The following is a 16,693-nucleotide window of genomic DNA, read 5'->3' as shown; positions in this document are numbered from 1 at the left end:
CTTTGGCGGGAATGGTTAGGCGGTGCGCTTGGAGGGCGCAACAACCTTGATGACGGCGGAGTCGTCGGCAGCGGCGAGGCCCTGGGCCTGGCCGAGGAGGTAAAGCTGTTCAGCGGCGGCAGCAACGGGTGCGGCGAGGCCGGCGGCCCGGGTTGCCTTCCCCACGATGCCCATGTCCTTGACGAAGATGTCCAGACGACTGAGAACCTCGGCGCCGTCTTCGGAGTAGGCCTCGAGGATGCGCGGGCCGCGGTTAGAGAGCATGAAGGAACCGGCAGCCCCGGCTTCCAGTGCCGCGAGGGTCTTGGCTTGGTCGAGGCCGAGGGCGTCGGCGAGGGCCATGGCCTCTGCGGCGGCGGCGATGTGGACACCGCACAGGAGCTGGTTGACGGTCTTGAGTGCCTGGCCGTCGCCGGGCTTGTCGCCCACGATGCTCAGGGTGGAAGCCAACAGTTCAAGTGCGGGGCGTGCCTTTTCGAGCGCCTCAGGCTCGGCGCCAACAACGATCAGCAGGTCACCTTCGCCGGCACGCTTGGGGCCGCCGGACAGCGGAGCGTCAACCAACGCGACGCCATACTCAGCCAGCTTGGCCACCGTGGCGGGGATGGCTTCCGTACCCACGGTGCTGCCGAGGATCACGACGGCGCCCGGCTTCAACACCGAGGCCACGCCCTGTTCGCCGAAGAGGACATCGTTGAGCTGCTCACCGTTGCGGACGGCCAACAGCAGCGCATCGGCGCCCTGGGAAGCTTCGCGTGCGGAGTCGAAGGTCTTGATGCCGGCCGCTGCTGCGAGCTCCAAGCGGGGCTCGGCGATGTCGAAGCCGTGGACGGTCAGCTCAGAGGCGAGGCGGGTTGCCATGGGCAGTCCCATGGCGCCGAGGCCCAGGACGGTGACGGTGTAGTTGCTGCTGGTCATGGTGTTCTCCAGTGAATTTTGACTGTTAGAAAGTGGCGCTGAGTTTGCGGGTGACCTGGGTCAGGGATTCGTCGTCGCCCACGTTGCCGGCGAAGACGATGTACGGGATGCCCTTTGCGGGGCCGTCCACCGGCTCCCACAGCGAGACGATGCCCGGGAGCATGGGTCCGCGGACAATCGCGTGGCGGATTTCCAGACCGTGCGCGGCGACGTCCGAGGATGTGATGCCGCCCTTGGCGATGACGAATCGTGGCGGGAAGGTCTTCAGGGTGCGGTTCACCACGGCGACGACGGCGGCCGAAACTGTGCGGGCGATCTTCAGGCTCGCTGCGGCGTCGTCGGTTTTGATGAGCAGGCGGCTGGTGTGGACAATGACGTCGCCCTTGCGGAGGGCATCGACGACGTCGGACACGACGGTTCCGATGTAGGCGTCGGCTTCTGCTTCGCCCTCGGTTTTGGTGCCGGCAATGAGCTTCTCAACGTCGATCTCGATAATCCGGGCCGAGCTGTGCGCGGCTGTGAGGTCATTGAGTTGCCGGGTGGTGACGCCCACGTGGGAACCGACCACAATCAAGCCGCCGGCTGTGGACGGGGTGTTGCCCGCGAAGGCCTCCTCGGAGGTCAGCGCGGTGCGGATTTCCTGCCCAATGCGGCCTCTTACGAAGGGCGGACCAACGCGGTAGAGGAGTTTCTTGCCGCGGCGTTCTGCTTCTTCGAGGCCCAGGGCCAGGGCGCGGAAGTCGTTTTCGGTGACGATGTCGGCCACGATGGGTGTGGAGTTGGTGGCGGATTCCAAGGCGTCGGCGATTGCTTTGGCGGAGATGGTGGGATCCTGCGCTGACGCTCCGGCGCGGATGATGTTCAGGTCCAGGACGATCACGTCGCTGGCCGGGAACCGGCCCTGCGACTTCTCCTCCACATACTTGGCCATCTCGGAGTTCTTGAAGCCGAAGCTCGCGTCCTTGGCGAACTCCGTCTCCGCAACAGGGGTCAGGGAGCCGAGGTTTTCTGCTGTTCCCCGCATGTAGTGGACGCCGCCGATGGTGACGCGGCCGGCGTCGGGGAATGCCGGGACGATGACCACGCCGTCCGTGGGTTCGCCGGTTTCTGCAGCGACGGTGGCAGCGATGACGTCCGGTTCCAGCGGGTAGTGGCCGCGGAGGGTGGAGTCGCTGCGGCTGACAAAACCCAGGCGCAGCCGGGGACCAACACCGTTGCCGGCGGCTGCGGCCAGGGCGTTGCGGACGATTTCCTCATTGCGTGCTGCGGCTTCGGCCGGGTCCAGGCTGCGGGTGTTGGTGAGGACGTAGACCGCGGGCTTGGTCTGGTTCTCACGGATGTGGGTGAAAGCCCAGGTGAAGTCCGCGACGTCCCAACGGGTGAGCACGGCGAGATCCGCAACGGACTGGGTTCCCGTGGGGTCGTCGTCGAGGACTACCAGCACACGGGGAGACGTTGCCGAGGACGCCGCAACGGCGTCGGCAACCAACTGAGCAGGAATCTGGACTTCCGCCGGGTAAGCGGCCAGAACGTCGGCTTCAAGGGTCACTATGCACTCCATCGTGGGAAATCTCTGTTGCGGTTTGGTGAATGTAAGATGTCAGACATCTAACATTTGAATTAGTGTGACACACGGCTCTTGACCGCGCAAGGTGCTGCGCATCACTAGGCTGGGTGGATGGCTGACAGCGTTGTTCCGCTCCCGTTCGTGAACATCCTCACGCCTGCCATTCCCGCAGGTCAGCCGGTTCCCGCAGTGCTGATCCACGGTTGGGCGTCCGGTTCCGTGTACTGGGAACCCCTCGCCAGGAAACTGCTCGACGCCGGCCGTGAGGTCTGGATTGTGGACCTCCCCGGCTACCACCCGGGCGAGGAACTGCCACCGGACTTCGAATGGACCTTGGACTCGGCAGCGGCTTCGGTGGCGGCAGCCCTTGACGCGCGGAGTGCCGCGCCCGCGGGCCGAAGTCCAGCGCCCGCCGGCCGGGATGCGGTGCATTTAGTTGGACATTCGATGGGCGGCAGCGTTTCGTTGACACTCGCGGCAGCCCGTCCCGATCTGGTGGCCTCACTGACGCTGGTGGGTATGGCGCCGGTGCCGCAGAACCAGGGGTTCAAGACAGTGCTCAGCTCGCAGCTGGACCAAGGATTCTTCGATTCCGGGACCATAGCCAAGCTCATGAACGCCTGGTACGGGGAGCTGCCGGCAGCAGACATGGCGCGGCTCAGCGCCGGCTTCAATACCCCCTTCCCGGTTCTGTCCGCCAGCGCTGTGGCGGCCATGTCCGGCGTCGAACCTTCAGTGCCGGGGCGCGTCCGGGCGCCACTGCTGGTGATCGCCGGGACTGGAGATCAGGTGCGCCCCATGGAACAAATGCGCGCATTCGTGGCCGAAAGCCCGGATCGCCAGCTGCAAGCCATCCCGGGCGCCGGTCATAACGTCCACTGGGAACAGCCCGAACAATGCGCACAGGCACTCACTGAGTTTTGGGAAACAAGCTGGCCACCGCCAGCGTAAGATGTCTGACATCCATCCGTCCCGAGGGAAATCCAAGGGGAGCCGGGCGGTCAGAAGTACAGGAAATGGGGATACATGGCACGTAAGTCGCTGGTGGGCGTCGTCGCTGATGAGCTGCTGGACCGCATCATCGCGGGCGAGTTTCCGCCCGGAACGGTTGTACCGGGCGAGCTGGAGCTCAGCGCCAAACACGAGGTAAGCCGCATGACCGTGCGCGAGGCCATGAAAACGCTCGAGGCGCAGCGGATTCTCAGCGTCGAACGCGGCCGCGGAACCTTCGTCAACCCCCTCAATCAGTGGGCATCCTTGGAAGCCGTGCTGCGTGCCGCCTCCGAAGGAACCAAGGACGCGGCGGCCGCGATCCAGTTGATCGAGCTCCGCAGGATGCTCGAAACCGGCGCTTGCGAACTGGCCGCCGAACGCATTACCGACGCTGAGCTCGCCGCACTCCGGGACCACGTGGATAAGATGCAAGCCTCCCACGAAGTCAACGACCTCGCAGGGTTTGTGGAAGCCGACCTCGCCTTTCACGACGTCATCCTGCACGCTTCCGGCAATGTCTTTGTGGCCGTCCTTTTCGAACCCCTGCACAGGGTCCTGGAGGCCCGGCGCGCCGAGACTTCAGCCTTCCCGGAGATCCAGGAACACGCGATCGGCCATCACCGGAAGATCGCCGCCGCTTTGGAATCGCGCAATCCCAACGAGGCACGCCTGGCAATGGACGCCCACATGCAGCAGACGCTGGACGATCTGAAGACGTACGTGCTGGAGGCGTAGCTGGCGCAGGCGCCTTAATTGTTGGGCCCGGATAATTTAAATCCTGCACAGGCCGGGTCTAGCAAAATCACTGATTTCCAGGGAAAAATCGGGCCATGCTCTTAATTGTTGGAAACAGGTCTGTTGGTTCCCGCAATCGCAAGAGGCCTCGCCTCGTCCTGGACCGCGGAGTCATTGAACCGGTGGCGGAAGGCAAGAAATCCTACCGGCTTCGCCTCGCCCCGAGTGAGCTAACACCCCTCCTGGTTCGGGAGCTGGATCGACTGGGATTCCTGCCCCGCATTCTGCGCGATTCACAATGATCTCCGCGGCTGCAGATGCCCTTGCCTAGCGGCGCAGGCTCTCGCTGGGCAGCTCGCCGAAGGCCTTCACGTAGAGCGCAGAGAAGCGCCCTTGGTGCGTGAAGCCGCATAGCTCAGCCACCGCCGTGACGCTCTGCTCGCGGGGGTTCGCTTCGAGAAGCATCTCCCGGGCACGGTCCAGCCGGATACTGCGCAACAGCTCAGACGGCGTCGCTCCGGTTTCCGCCCGAAGGGCCGTTTGCAGCGTTCGCACTGAGACACCCAAGCACTCGGCGATGTCCGGCACGGTGAGTTCCTCGAAAGCATGCCGCTCCAACAGCTCGCGGCATTCCCGCACCAACCGGCTTTCGGACTCGGCATCCCGGGTCTCACCGCTGGGCAGCTCCATCGCCATCAGCAAGCGTGACACCATGCTGTCAGCCAGCAATCCCTGCACAAACGCGGGAGCCGCAGCCAGTGGCTGGCTGATCATGTCGTCATGAAGCTCGACGACGGACCTCAAGAATGCGCGGCCGGCGGCACCTGAAAGGTCCATGCCATAGCCCAGATCCACGGCGCTGTCTCCGTAAAGCTGCCCGGCCACCCGCTCCAGCGCGGAGCGCCGCACGTAGACAATCAGGTGCGGACTGCCGCCGTCCCAGCTCATGGAAAACGGGCGGTCGATAGGCGGAACCGTAGCCATGCGGGGACTGGATTCCACAGTGCTGGCACCCACCTGCATGGAAGCGTGTCCCGCCAGGGGAATCTGCACCAGATGGAAATCCTGCAAGCCCTCGGGTTCAATCCGGACGTCGGCTCCGTAGTCCAGGAACTCGATCCCGACGTCGCCACGGTGCAAGGAACGCAGCTTCATGTCCATCAAGGATGCGCGCGTCCGCGGGGCGAGCTCATGGCTGCAAAACAACTCCGCAATCTTGGCATGCGCCTCGTCCACATTGCTTGTGGCCATAGTTGGCTGCCCGCGCAAAACATCACGGGCAAGAATCCTGACCATCCGCCACCTACTTCACGGGTAATTGCGTCACACGGTTTTGGAACTTTTCGCCTTTCGGATGATCCCCGCGCCAAGTGGATATTCCGGAGTGCAGCGTCTGTCTAGAGTCGCTTTTAAGACAAGTATGACGCAGCTCACAAAACCATACCAACAGCCGAAGCGAGGTGAGGACCAGTGAAGAACATCAAAGTAGTACATGACCGCAGGGACGAATGGGACAGGAGCCACTTCGAACTCTGGGCGGCGGAGCTTCAGGCCAGGGAAACCCACCTCACTTCCGCGGCGTGGGTTGGTTGCACGAGGAAGAGGAAGACCCTGCGTAATTCGGATAATTCCCGCGCCAAGTGGATATTCCCTCCGGCAGTGGCTGCCTAGAGTCGCTTGCAGGGCAAATATGACGCACGTCATATTTACGTAACATCGTCATCGCGGGAAAGGGTTCGGCACATGTCAGCACTCAAGGGCAGGACAGCAATTGTTACCGGCGGAGCCACCAAGGTTGGCCAAGGCGTGGTCACCGCATTGCGGGACGCCGGGGCCACGGTAGTAGTGGCGGATATAGACCCCGACGGCGCCTCACTCACCGCCGGGCTGGGCGAAGGAATCCAGTACTCCCACACTGACATCACTGATGATGACGCCGTGAACCTGCTGGTCAGCGGGGCGGCTGCTCAGCACGGCAGCGTGGACATCCTGGTGAACCTCGCCTGCACCTACAAGGACGACGGCGCAGCCTCCGGGCGAGCCGACTGGCTCGAAGCACTCAACGTCAACCTGGTCAGCGCCGTGGTGGCAAGCAATGCGGCCCGCCCCTACCTCAAGGCGTCCGGCCACGGCGCCATCATCAACTTCACCTCGATTTCCAGCTCAGTAGCCCAGACCGGCCGCTGGCTCTACCCGGCCAGCAAAGCGGCCCTGGTCCAAGTCACCCGCAGCATGGCCGTGGACTTCGCAGCGGACGGTATCCGGGTAAATTCCGTGAGCCCTGGCTGGGTGTGGAGCAACATCATGGACTCGCTCAGCAACGGGAGCCTCGAGAAGACCGACTCCGTGGCGGCCCCGTTCCACGCACTCAAACGCGTGGGCCGCCCGCACGAGGTGGGTGACGTCGTCGCGTTCCTCGCCGGTGACCAAGCCAGCTTCGTGACAGGCGCCGACTGGGCTGTGGACGGTGGATACTCCGCCCTGGGACCGGAACGCACCGAAGAAACCATCCCCCTGCTAGCCGCCAACTGACAACAAGCTTCACCGCAACTTCCACCACAGAGAAGGGAAACATCATGACGCAACGCCACATCACCATCGTGGGCGCCGGCCAGTCCGGACTGCAGCTCGGCATCGGCCTGCTCGACGCCGGCTACCAAGTGACCACGATCTCCAACCGCACACCCGAAGAGATTGCTGAGGGCAAAGTAGCCTCCAGCCAGTGCATCTTCCATAACGCCCTGGAACACGAGCGGGACCTCGGGCTGGATTTCTGGCCGGACGCGCCAACCGTGGACGGGATCTCTTTCACTATCCCGCACCCCGAACTGCCAGGCGAGAAGGCCATCAGCTGGGCTTCCCGCTTGGACAACCACGCCAAGTCCATCGATCAACGGGTGAAGTTCCCCAAGTTCATGGAAGAGTTCACCGCACGGGGCGGCGAGCTGGTGTTCGAAGATGCAGGCGTAGCTGAGCTGGAGAAATACACGCAGAACTCGGATCTGGTGATTGTGGCCGCCGGCAAGGGTGAGATCGCCCAACTGTTCACCCGCGACACCGAACGCAGCACCTACGACGCACCGCAGCGGGCACTGGCCCTGACCTATGTGCAGGGCCTGAAGCCGCGGGAAGAGTACTCCGCGGTCTCGTTCAATCTCATCCCCGGCGTTGGCGAATACTTCGTCTTCCCGGCACTGACCACGTCCGGCCCTTGCGAAATCATGGTCTTCGAAGGAGTTCCGGGCGGCCCCATGGATACGTGGAAGGGCCTGTCCCCCGAGGAACACCTGGAGAACTCCAAAAACATCCTCAACACCTTCCTGCCGTGGGAGGCCGAGCGTGCCACTGATGTGGAACTGACCGATCCCAACGGCGTGCTTCAGGGTCGCTTTGCACCTACCGTCCGCCACCCGATTGCCACATTGCCCAGCGGCAGGCAGGTACTGGGCCTGGCCGACGTCGTGGTTTTGAACGATCCCATCACCGGGCAGGGTTCCAACAACGCCAGCAAGTGCGCGGCGTCGTATCTGGCCAGCATCATCGCCCACGACGGACAGGCCTTCGATGCGCCGTTCATGCAGGCCACGTTCGAGCGCTATTGGGATTACGCGCAGCACGTTGCACACTGGACAAATGCCCTCCTGGCTCCGCCGCCGCCCCACGTCCTTGAGCTCCTGGGGGCTGCGAACACTGAGCCGGACATCGCGCACCGGTTCGCCAACGGCTTCAACCACCCGCCGGAATTCCAGAACTGGTTCATGTACCCGGACAAAGCTGCTGACTACTTGGCTGGCCTCTCCGCAGCCAAGGTTTCCTAGCACAGCCCTGCTAATAAGGACTCCGATATGCGCAAGATAGCAATTATTGGTGCCGGCGAATCCGGCGCCCAGCTGGCCCTCGGCCTCCAACGGGACGGCTTCGCGGTGACACTCCTGTCCGATCGCTCGGCAGCCCAGATCCGCACGGGCAAAGTCATGTCCAGCCAGTGCATGTTCTCCACAGCCCTGGACGCCGAAGCCCAGATGGGGACGGCGCTCACCGGATTCTACGAGTCCGGATCCGTCCCGGGCATCACCTCCATCCGGATGCGCGTGGATGCCGAAGCCCCCATTGAGTGGGAAGCCCCCCTGGACGGCCCCGCCCGATCCATCGATCAGCGCATCAAGAGCGCCCTGTGGATCGAGACGTTTGTGGCCGCCGGGGGTGACTTCCGCATTGAGAAGGTTACCCCGCGCATGCTCGAGGAACTCGCCCATGACTACGAACTGGTCATCGTGAGCACCGGCAAGGGCGAGATTGGCCAGATCTTCCCTCGCGACAAGGCGAAGTCCCCTTTCGACCGTCCGCAGCGGGTCCTGGCCCTGAACTATGTCAAGCCCGACGGCGGCGCTACCGCCGGCGAGGCGAACGGAGCCGCACCGGGCGGCGCGCCCTCCAGCACCTCCAGCAGCGGCGACGCCATCCGCATGTCCATGGTTCCCGGCGTCGGCGAGTTTTTTACCTTCCCGGGCCTGACGGTTTCGGGCCCTTGCCGCATGATGGTGTTCGAAGGCGTGGTGGGCGGTCCCATGGACCGGTGGACCGACGTCGGGACCCCGCAAGAGCAGCTCGAACGTTCGCTGGAAATCCTCCGCGAGCACTTCCCGCACGAGGCCGCGAACTTCGCCGGTGCGGAACTGACGGACGACGGCGCCACGCTCCTGGGTCGCATCACACCCACAGTGAGGTCTGCCGTTGGGGAGCTCGGCAACGGGAAGTTGGTATTCGGGCTCGGCGACGCCGTGGTCCTCAATGATCCCCTCACCGGGCAGGGTTCCAACAATGCGACCCTGGCAGCGAAGTACTACCTGGACGCGATCGTTCGCCGCGGCCAGCGGCCCTTTGACCGCCCATGGATGGAGCGAACTTTCGATGAGTTCTGGCGCGGCTGGGGCCAGTGGGCGGTGGAGTGGACCAACGATCTCCTGAAGCCGAGGCGGGATCACCAGAAGACGCTGCTGAGCGAGGCCGCGGAGCATCCGGCACTGGCAGCAAGCATCGTCAGTGGCTTTGATGATCCGCGGACGTCGTACCCGTGGTGGTTTGACTCCGCTGCTGCCGCGGACTTCATGCAGGCCAGAAAAGAGGAGGACACGTCGGTTTTCGATGTCCGTGATTTCCGGAGCGCCTTGGGACAGTTCGCCACCGGGGTCACCGTGGTAACCACCGTGGCGGCGGACGGCCGCAAAGTGGGCATGACCGCCAATTCGTTCACCTCGGTGTCCATGGAGCCGCCGCTGGTGCTCTGGTGCCCTAGCAAACGGGCACCCAGCCTGGGTGATTTCGAGGACGCAACGCACTTTGCCATCAACATCCTGGCCAGTGACCAGCACGTCCTGTCCCGCCAGTTCGCAACACCGGCCACGGACAAGTTCGTCGGCGCGGAAACAACTGAAGGAATCGCAGGGGTTCCACTGCTGAACGGCGCCGTGGCAACCTTCCAGTGCCGAACCGTTTCGCGACATGATGCCGGGGACCACGTTATTTATGTGGGTGAGGTGGAAAGCTACAAGCACGACGGCGGTGCTCCCCTGGTGTTCCACGGCGGCAAGTATCACGCCACCGCCAGCCATCCGGATTTCTAGGAACTCCCTTTTGAAAGGTGCGGATTTGGACAGTTCAGTTGACGTCGCCATCATCGGTTCCGGTATCAATTCCTTGGTGGCGGCCGCAGAGTTGGCTTTGGCCGGGAAGCGCGTGTGCTTGATTGAGCGCTCGGACCGGCTTGGTGGTTTTATCCATTCCGCCGAGCGGACTTTGCCTGGCTTCATCCACGACTCTTTCTCCTCCTGGCACCCGTTGTTCGTGTCCGGTGGTGCCTACGGGGCGCTGGGCCGGGAGCTGCATGCGAGGGGCCTGGAGTATTGCAATACCTCCGGCCCAGTGACGGCCAGTGTTGCCGCGGATCCGGTGAGCGGGACCCACCGCGTGGTCATCGCCGAGCGGGACCCGGCCGAAACAGCGGCCGCTTTCAAGGAGCCGCGGGATGAAGCCGCTTATCTGGCCATGTTGGATGATCTTGGACGGAATGCAGGCACCGTGTTCGGGGCTTTCGGAGCCGAGCTTCGGTCCTTCTCCGAGGTGGCAAAGATTGCTTTTGGGGCTCTTCGTCGCGGGCGCTTCCAAGGGACGGAAGCCTTCGTCCGTGATTCCGTGATGAGCGGCCGGAACTACGTCCGCAGCCGCTTCGATGGTTGGGAAGCGGACCAGCTGTGGTCGCCGTGGCTCCTGCACGCAGGTCTCGGCCCGGACCAGGCCACCGGCGGGGTGATGCTCCCGGTGATGGCCCTGAGCATGCACAGCTTCGGGCTCCCGATAGTGAAAGGCGGGGCCTCAAGGTTCGTGGAGGCGTTTGAGTCGCTGCTGCGCGACAACGGGGCACAGATCATGCTGGGCGCAGAGGCCGAGGAGATCCTGGTGGAGGGCAATTCCGTCACCGGCGTCCGCACATCGCAAGGTGTGGTTTCCGCCGGAACTGTGCTCGCGAATGTTTCGCCCCAGGCCCTCTACACCCAGCTTCTACGCCAGCCACCGGCCGGTACTGCCGACGCCGCCGAACGGTACCAGAACGGCCGCGGGGCCATGCAGATCCACCTCGCCTTGGACAAGCCGGTGGAATGGCTCGATCCCAGGCTGAACAGCGTCCCGTTGGTGCACATCAGCAACGGCTCGGACAGCACCGGGATTGCCTGCGCCCAGGCCGAAGCCGGACTCTTACCCAACGAACCCACGGTGGTGGTGGGCCAACAATGCGTCCTGGACCCGTCGCGGGCTCCGGAGGGCAAGGCAACGCTGTGGTTGCAGTTACAGGAAGTGCCGTTCGCCCCCGTGGGCGACGCTGCGGGCGAGCTGTCCGTTACCGGCGGCTGGACTGACGAGCTGAAGCACAGGTACCTGGAACGGGTCCTTGCCCGGCTGGAACAGTTCGCCCCGGGAACCAGGGCTACGGTTCTTGCTTCAGACATCCTTGCCCCCACGGACCTGTTGTCCGCGAACCCCAATGCCGTCAACGGCGACCCCTACGGCGGCTCCGCGGAGCTCTTCCAAAACCTGCTCTGGCGGCCTTTCCCTGTGGCGGCAGGACACCAAACCGCCGTCGAGGGCCTCTGGCATATCGGTGCATCAACTCACCCCGGCCCCGGACTTTCCGGCGGTTCCGGACACTTGGTGGCCCAGAAACTGACCGCACCACCCTCACCACTTTCCCGTCTTCAAGCAGCACTTAAACCAAGCAAGCGATAGGAGAACAATGTCTGTTCTGGCCGGGCTCACTGCAGCCCTTTCGAGTGGTTCAGTGGAAATCATCGATCTCACCACGCCCCTCAGTTCCGAGACCCCCATCCTGAATCTGCCGCAGCCGTTCGCGAACACGGTGGGTTTGTCCGTTTCGCCGGTGAGTAATTTCGACGACGCCGGACCGGCCTGGGCGTGGAACGACGTCACGGTGGGCGAACACGCCGGGACGCACCTGGATGCTCCGGTTCACTGGATCACTGGCAAGGACGGCAAGTCCGTGGACCAGATTGAACCGCACCGGCTGGTGGGGCCGCTGGTGGTGATCGACAAGACGGCTGAAGCTGCCGCGGATCCGGATTTCCTGTTGGAGCCCGAGCATTTTGAGCAGTGGCAGTCTGAGCATGGATTGCTCCCGGACAACTGCTGGGTGATCTTCCGGACCGGATGGGCGGCCCGCGGCGCTGACGCTGCGGCATTCGTCAACGCGGACGACGCCGGACCCCACACTCCCGGGGTCTCTGCGGCAGGTGCCAAGTGGCTCGCCGGAAACGCCTCGATCTCCGGTTTCGGTGTTGAAACGGTGGGCATCGATGCCGGTCAGGCCGGCGCCCTGGATCCGATGTTTCCCGTCCATTCGTTCCTGCTCGGCGCAGACAAGTACGGTGTGACCTCACTGCGCAACGTGGACCGGCTCCCCGTCACGGGCGCCACGTTGGTGGTCGCGCCGCTGCCGATCGTCGGCGGCACGGGTAGCCCCAGCCGCGTGTACGCACTGGTGGAAAAGGATGCGGTGGACAAGCTCGCGGTGGAAACAGCATGAGCGAGCATGTTCGGGTTTCCACGCTGGTGGGCCGGACGCTGGCGACGCTCGGCGTCGGGCACGTTTTCGGTGTGGTGGGCAGCGGCAACTTCGATGTCACCGGCACGCTCATGGCCGAGGGTGTGCCGTTCACCGCGGCCCGGCATGAGGGCGGCGCTGCCACCATGGCTGACGCGTATTCGCGGATGTCCGGCAAGGTGGGAGTGGTCACCACTCATCAGGGCTGCGGGCTGAGCAACGCCATCACCGGTATCGGTGAAGCAGCAAAAAGCCGCACGCCGATGATCGTGCTGACCGCCGACACCCAGGCTGCAGCGATCAGGTCCAACTTCAAGATTGACCAGGACGGTTTGGCCCGCAGCGTGGGCGCTGTGGCCGAGCGGATTCACTCCCCCTCCACAGCCATTGCCGACACCGTACGGGCGTTCCGGACTGCGGTTAACGAGCGCCGCACCGTGGTCCTGAGCCTGCCGTTGGACATCCAAAGTGGAGCCGCCGCGGACGAGGTGAGTGCCGTCGTCGTGCCTAAGCCGTTGAAGATCCGCCCCGACGCTGCCGCCGTTGAGCAGCTGGTGGCCCTGATTTCCGCCGCTGAACGGCCCGTCTTCGTCGCCGGACGCGGAGGACGCGGGGCCCGTGACCAGATCCTGGAGCTGGCACGGCACGCCGGTGCGCTCGTGGCGACCTCGGCAGTAGCGAGCGGGCTGTTCAACGGCGACTCCCACAACCTCGGCATCTCCGGGGGTTTCTCATCACCCACCACCGCGGAGCTCATCAGCGACGCGGACCTGATAGTGGGCTGGGGCTGTGCGCTGAACATGTGGACCATGCGGCACGGACGCCTGATCTCCGCCGAGGCCAAGGTGGTGCAAATCGACGTCGAAGATTCCGCGCTGGGAGCCAACCGGCCCATCACGATGGGTGTACTGGGAGATTCAGCCCTGACAGCTAAGGATGCGCTGGCCGCGCTGGCCGTTGTACAGCCGGAGCCTGCGGAGAGGTACCGCACGGAAGCCAACGCCTTGGCCATCAAGCAGGGCTCGCGGTGGCGGGACGTGGAGACCGAAGACCTGTCCACGGCGACCTCCATCGATCCACGGACACTCACCCGCGAACTGGATACCCTGCTCCCTGCGGAACGGATCGTGGCCGTGGATTCGGGGAACTTCATGGGCTACCCCAGCCAGTACCTTGCCGTACCGGACGAGTTCGGTTTCTGTTTCACCCAGGCCTTCCAAGCAATTGGGCTCGGGCTCTACACGGCTATCGGGGCCGCTCTCGCCCAGCCTCACCGGCTGCCCGTCCTGGGTGCCGGAGACGGCGGATTCCTGATGGGCATCAGCGAACTGGAGACCGCTGCCAGGCTGAAACTGCCCTTGGTGTGCATCGTCTACAACGACGCCGCCTACGGGGCCGAGGTGCACCACTTCGCCTCCGAACACACAGAAGCCGAGCTCGCCAGCGTGGTGTTCCCGGACACCGACATCGCCGCGATCGCCCGCGGATTCGGGGCTGAGGGTGTGACCGTCCGGTCCGTAGCCGACCTCGATGCTGTGCGCCCGTGGATCGCGGCTTACGAAGCCGGAACGCAGGACCGTCCCCTCGTCATCGACGCGAAGATCGCCTCAGACGGCGGCTCGTGGTGGCTCGCCGAAGCATTCCAAGGCCACTAACTGCCGGGCTCTCCCAACTGAGTAGCAGCAGATGCCGTTTTGAGCTCTCAGAACGCGCTCTGCTGCTACTTACATGGGTGCGGCGGTTACTTGGGTGCGGTGGCTACTTGGGCGGAGCGGTGCTTCCGCGGATAACAAGCTCGGTGGCGACTTCGAGCGCAGCCGTGGAACCCTTCCCCTGTTCGATCTTCTCTGTGAGCATGCCCACGGCCATGGACGCCAACTGCGCGAGTGGCTGCCGGACCGTGGTGAGCGGCGGTGACGTGAGAGCTGCCTGGGCGATGTCGTCGAATCCCACAATGCTAAGGTCGCCAGGGATTTTCAAGGACCGCTGCCCCGCAGCGTTCATCACCCCGAGAGCCTGCAGGTCGCTGCCCGTGAAAATCGCTGTAGGCCGGTCCGGCAGGTCCAGAAGCTCCCCGCCCAAGCGAAGCCCGGACTCGATACTGAAATCGCCGTCGCGCACAAACTCGGGAAGTACCGGGAGCCCGGCTTCGTGAAGGGCTGCCGCGTAGGCGGCATAACGGGCACGCCCATGACCCGGGCTGTGGACGCGGCCGGTAATGATGCCAATGCGCTCGTGCCCCAGTTCCAGGAGATGGGACACCGCACGCAGTGCTCCCGAGAACGACGCCGGGCTGACGCTGGGTATCTGCAGGCCTTGGGAGCCTTCGGGGTCGATGGCGACGGCGGGGATGTTCAGCGTCCGCGCCAGCTCTACCAAGGGTGATCCCTGCCGCGGAGCCAACAGCATCACGCCGTCGAGGCGGTTGCCGGAGGGCTCCCGCAGTTTCTGCCAGTTCTCCGCGGTGGCGTTCACGGCTCGCGTGTAGGCCACGGTGTAGCCAAGGCGTGTGGCCGCAGCTTCCACGCCCTCCATGGTTTCCAGGACCCACGGAGAATCAAAGTTGTTCACTACCAGTTGAAGCAGCCCGGGTTCGCTGGGCGAGTTCCGCTTGGTGTAGTCGAGCTCCTCCAAGGCCTGCTGGACGCGGGCGCGCGTTGCTTCCGAAACGTGCGAACGCCCGTTCAGCACCTTGGAAACGGTAGGCACGGAAACGCCCGCAGCTGCGGCCACATCTGCGATCTTGGGGCGCGGTGTGGCGGTCAACGGGGCGGTCCTTGAACTCATGGGGATACGGGAGCGGCAATGCGCTGGGTGGTTGCCCGGCGGACCGGCGCAGTGTCCACCCGCACGGGTCCAACCCTAACACTGCCGTGTTCACGCGAGCCCAGGGGTGAGGCAGCGAAAATGCCCAGTTCGGCACCAATCCACCGACCCTCCACCACGTCAAAATCCCAGATGGGAATCTGCCACGGATCCGTGGGGCCTACACGCCAGGCGAACGTGGCCTGAGGAGTCTCATCGATTCGAATTTGAAGCTCAATGCGCGGGCCCGGAAGTGTGACTGCGCGTCCGATCGGTTGCTCGTGCGGACCTTCGCTACCAGTGCCGCTCCCCAGGACGTAGCCGGTTTGGGTGCGCACCATCCCCAACCAGGCGTATCGCTGTCCCAAAACCACGACGCCGGCCCGGGTACCCACGGGCACATCGTCCAGTTCCAGGGTGGTGGTGAAGGTGGACGGTTCGCCGGGGAGGATTTGGGCCAGGACGTTGGGAAGTTCCCGGAGGTTGATGGGATCGTTGGCCTGCGGACGCAGAATCAGGTGCCCTCCTCCGCAGGTGGAAAGCCATTCGTCCCGGGGGTTGGCCTGCCAATGCCACTGCGGGCCCAGGCCAGGGGACGTGAAACCGTCGCTGGACGGAGGCGCGGTGTCTTCGGGCGAGGTGCCCACCGGGTAAGGGTGGCTCAAGACGGGGGTTCCCGGTCCGTCGTCGTCCGCTGGTGTGCCCATCCAAGGCCAGCCGTCCGTGCCCCAACCCATGGGCTGGAGGTGGACTACGCGGCCGTAAGCCCCCCGGTCCTGGAAGTGCAGGAACCAGTCTTCGCCTTGGGGAGTAGTTACCCATGCACCTTGATGCGGGCCGTTCACCGGCGAATCACCCTGCTCCAGGACGCGGCGTTCCTCATAGGGTCCAAAGGGCGAACGCGAGCGGAAGACCGACTGCCATCCGGTGGCAACACCGCCTGCCGGAGCAAAGATCCAGTACCAGCCGTCGCGCTTGTAGAACTTGGGCCCCTCCAGGGTGGTGAACCCCGGAAGCTCCTCGCCGTTGATGACGTGGGTGCCGTGGTCCAGAAGCCGGGAGGCGTCCGGGCTCATCCGATGTAACGTGAGCCGGTTCTTGACCCCGATCCGGCTCTTGGCCCACCCGTGGACCAAGTATGCGGTGCCGTCGTCATCCCACAGGGGGCAGGGGTCGATGAGTCCGCGGCCGGGATAGAGGAGATGGGGTGCGCTCCACGGTCCTTCCGCCTTCTCTGCGCAGAGCACGAAAATGCCGTGGTCCGGATCCGGATAGAAAATCCAGAACTTGCCGTCGTGGTGACGCAGCGCCGGAGCCCACACGCCACTTCCGTGCCTCACCAGCGAATAGTGGTTCGTCTGAGGCAGTTCCGGGAGTGCGTGGCCGGCGTGCTCCCAATCCACCAGGTTCTTGGAGCGAAGCACAGGCAGCCCGGGCACCCGGTTGAAGCTGGAGGCGATGAGGTAGTAGATGCCCTCAACCTGGACTGCATCCGGGTCCGGCCAGTCGCCGTTGAGGATGGGGTTGTTGTAGACGGGGATGCGGTGTCGATTTCCCATATT

13 protein-coding genes are annotated in these 16,693 nt (G+C 64.2%); 8 read left to right on the top strand and 5 right to left on the bottom strand.

Annotation, left to right across the window (positions count from 1 at the left end):
- Positions 1-15 precede the first annotated feature (15 nt).
- A complete protein-coding gene (locus tag CQ020_RS20970) occupies positions 16-918 on the bottom strand; it encodes an NAD(P)-dependent oxidoreductase (protein ID WP_105693823.1) in 903 nt (300 codons plus the stop codon).
- 25 nt (positions 919-943) lie between these two features.
- On the bottom strand, positions 944-2,467 hold the full coding sequence (locus CQ020_RS20965; protein WP_105693821.1) for a four-carbon acid sugar kinase family protein: 1,524 nt from the start codon (positions 2,465-2,467) through the stop codon (positions 944-946).
- A 129-nt stretch (positions 2,468-2,596) separates the two neighbouring features.
- Here CQ020_RS20965 and CQ020_RS20960 point away from each other — a divergent pair, with 129 nt between their 5' ends.
- Both CQ020_RS20960 and CQ020_RS20955 read left to right on the top strand, forming a co-directional pair.
- A complete protein-coding gene (locus tag CQ020_RS20960; RefSeq protein ID WP_105693819.1) occupies positions 2,597-3,436 on the top strand; it encodes an alpha/beta fold hydrolase in 840 nt (279 codons plus the stop codon).
- Between the two features lie 75 nt (positions 3,437-3,511).
- Positions 3,512-4,213 (top strand): FadR/GntR family transcriptional regulator, encoded by a 702-nt coding sequence (locus CQ020_RS20955; protein ID WP_105693817.1) that lies wholly within the window; start codon positions 3,512-3,514, stop codon positions 4,211-4,213.
- 327 nt (positions 4,214-4,540) lie between these two features.
- Here CQ020_RS20955 and CQ020_RS20950 read toward each other — a convergent pair whose 3' ends face one another.
- A complete protein-coding gene (locus tag CQ020_RS20950; RefSeq protein WP_258142140.1) occupies positions 4,541-5,464 on the bottom strand; it encodes an AraC family transcriptional regulator in 924 nt (307 codons plus the stop codon).
- 492 nt (positions 5,465-5,956) lie between these two features.
- On the opposite strand from CQ020_RS20950, the gene CQ020_RS20945 reads away from it, so the two are divergent.
- Genes CQ020_RS20945 through CQ020_RS20920 form a run of 6 tightly spaced genes read left to right on the top strand, consistent with a single transcriptional unit; the run spans position 5,957 to position 13,981 of the window.
- A complete protein-coding gene (locus CQ020_RS20945; RefSeq protein ID WP_105693814.1) occupies positions 5,957-6,745 on the top strand; it encodes an SDR family oxidoreductase in 789 nt (262 codons plus the stop codon).
- A 44-nt stretch (positions 6,746-6,789) separates the two neighbouring features.
- A complete protein-coding gene (locus CQ020_RS20940) occupies positions 6,790-8,031 on the top strand; it encodes a styrene monooxygenase/indole monooxygenase family protein (RefSeq protein ID WP_105693812.1) in 1,242 nt (413 codons plus the stop codon).
- Positions 8,032-8,058: 27 nt separating this feature from the next.
- Positions 8,059-9,837, top strand: a complete 1,779-nt coding sequence (locus CQ020_RS20935; protein WP_105693810.1) for a flavin reductase — start codon at positions 8,059-8,061, stop codon at positions 9,835-9,837.
- A 25-nt stretch (positions 9,838-9,862) separates the two neighbouring features.
- Positions 9,863-11,494 (top strand): NAD(P)/FAD-dependent oxidoreductase, encoded by a 1,632-nt coding sequence (locus tag CQ020_RS20930; RefSeq protein ID WP_105693847.1) that lies wholly within the window; start codon positions 9,863-9,865, stop codon positions 11,492-11,494.
- Positions 11,495-11,501: 7 nt separating this feature from the next.
- Complete coding sequence (locus CQ020_RS20925; RefSeq protein WP_105693808.1) at positions 11,502-12,308, top strand: cyclase family protein; 807 nt, start codon at positions 11,502-11,504, stop codon at positions 12,306-12,308.
- Complete coding sequence (locus CQ020_RS20920) at positions 12,305-13,981, top strand: thiamine pyrophosphate-binding protein (protein ID WP_105693806.1); 1,677 nt, start codon at positions 12,305-12,307, stop codon at positions 13,979-13,981. The genes CQ020_RS20925 and CQ020_RS20920 overlap by 4 nt, the downstream gene beginning before the upstream one ends.
- A gap of 103 nt (positions 13,982-14,084) precedes the next feature.
- On the opposite strand, the gene CQ020_RS20915 is transcribed toward CQ020_RS20920, so the two are convergent.
- Positions 14,085-15,113: a LacI family DNA-binding transcriptional regulator gene (locus CQ020_RS20915; RefSeq protein WP_105693804.1), complete on the bottom strand. Its 1,029-nt coding sequence runs from the start codon at positions 15,111-15,113 to the stop codon at positions 14,085-14,087.
- Positions 15,110-16,690, bottom strand: coding sequence for a glycoside hydrolase 43 family protein (locus tag CQ020_RS20910; protein WP_105693802.1), 1,581 nt, complete (start codon positions 16,688-16,690; stop codon positions 15,110-15,112). Before CQ020_RS20910 ends, CQ020_RS20915 begins: the two co-directional genes overlap by 4 nt.
- Between the last annotated feature and the right edge of the window lie 3 nt (positions 16,691-16,693).

Origin of the sequence: Arthrobacter sp. MYb23 (assembly GCF_002979775.1) — a bacterium.
GTDB lineage: Bacteria > Actinomycetota > Actinomycetes > Actinomycetales > Micrococcaceae > Arthrobacter.
This window is presented reverse-complemented; position numbering and strand designations above follow the sequence as displayed.

Bases quoted from the DNA above. Each gene is read 5' to 3' on its own strand.
- CQ020_RS20970 (WP_105693823.1), bottom strand. From the start codon at position 918: ATGACCAGCAGCAACTACACCGTCACCGTCCTGGGCCTCGGCGCCATG.
- CQ020_RS20960 (WP_105693819.1), top strand. From the start codon at position 2,597: ATGGCTGACAGCGTTGTTCCGCTCCCGTTCGTGAACATCCTCACGCCT.
- CQ020_RS20955 (WP_105693817.1), top strand. From the start codon at position 3,512: ATGGCACGTAAGTCGCTGGTGGGCGTCGTCGCTGATGAGCTGCTGGAC.
- CQ020_RS20950 (WP_258142140.1), bottom strand. From the start codon at position 5,464: ATGGCCACAAGCAATGTGGACGAGGCGCATGCCAAGATTGCGGAGTTG.
- CQ020_RS20945 (WP_105693814.1), top strand. From the start codon at position 5,957: ATGTCAGCACTCAAGGGCAGGACAGCAATTGTTACCGGCGGAGCCACC.
- CQ020_RS20940 (WP_105693812.1), top strand. From the start codon at position 6,790: ATGACGCAACGCCACATCACCATCGTGGGCGCCGGCCAGTCCGGACTG.
- CQ020_RS20935 (WP_105693810.1), top strand. From the start codon at position 8,059: ATGCGCAAGATAGCAATTATTGGTGCCGGCGAATCCGGCGCCCAGCTG.
- CQ020_RS20925 (WP_105693808.1), top strand. From the start codon at position 11,502: ATGTCTGTTCTGGCCGGGCTCACTGCAGCCCTTTCGAGTGGTTCAGTG.
- CQ020_RS20920 (WP_105693806.1), top strand. From the start codon at position 12,305: ATGAGCGAGCATGTTCGGGTTTCCACGCTGGTGGGCCGGACGCTGGCG.
- CQ020_RS20915 (WP_105693804.1), bottom strand. From the start codon at position 15,113: ATGAGTTCAAGGACCGCCCCGTTGACCGCCACACCGCGCCCCAAGATC.
- CQ020_RS20910 (WP_105693802.1), bottom strand. From the start codon at position 16,690: ATGGGAAATCGACACCGCATCCCCGTCTACAACAACCCCATCCTCAAC.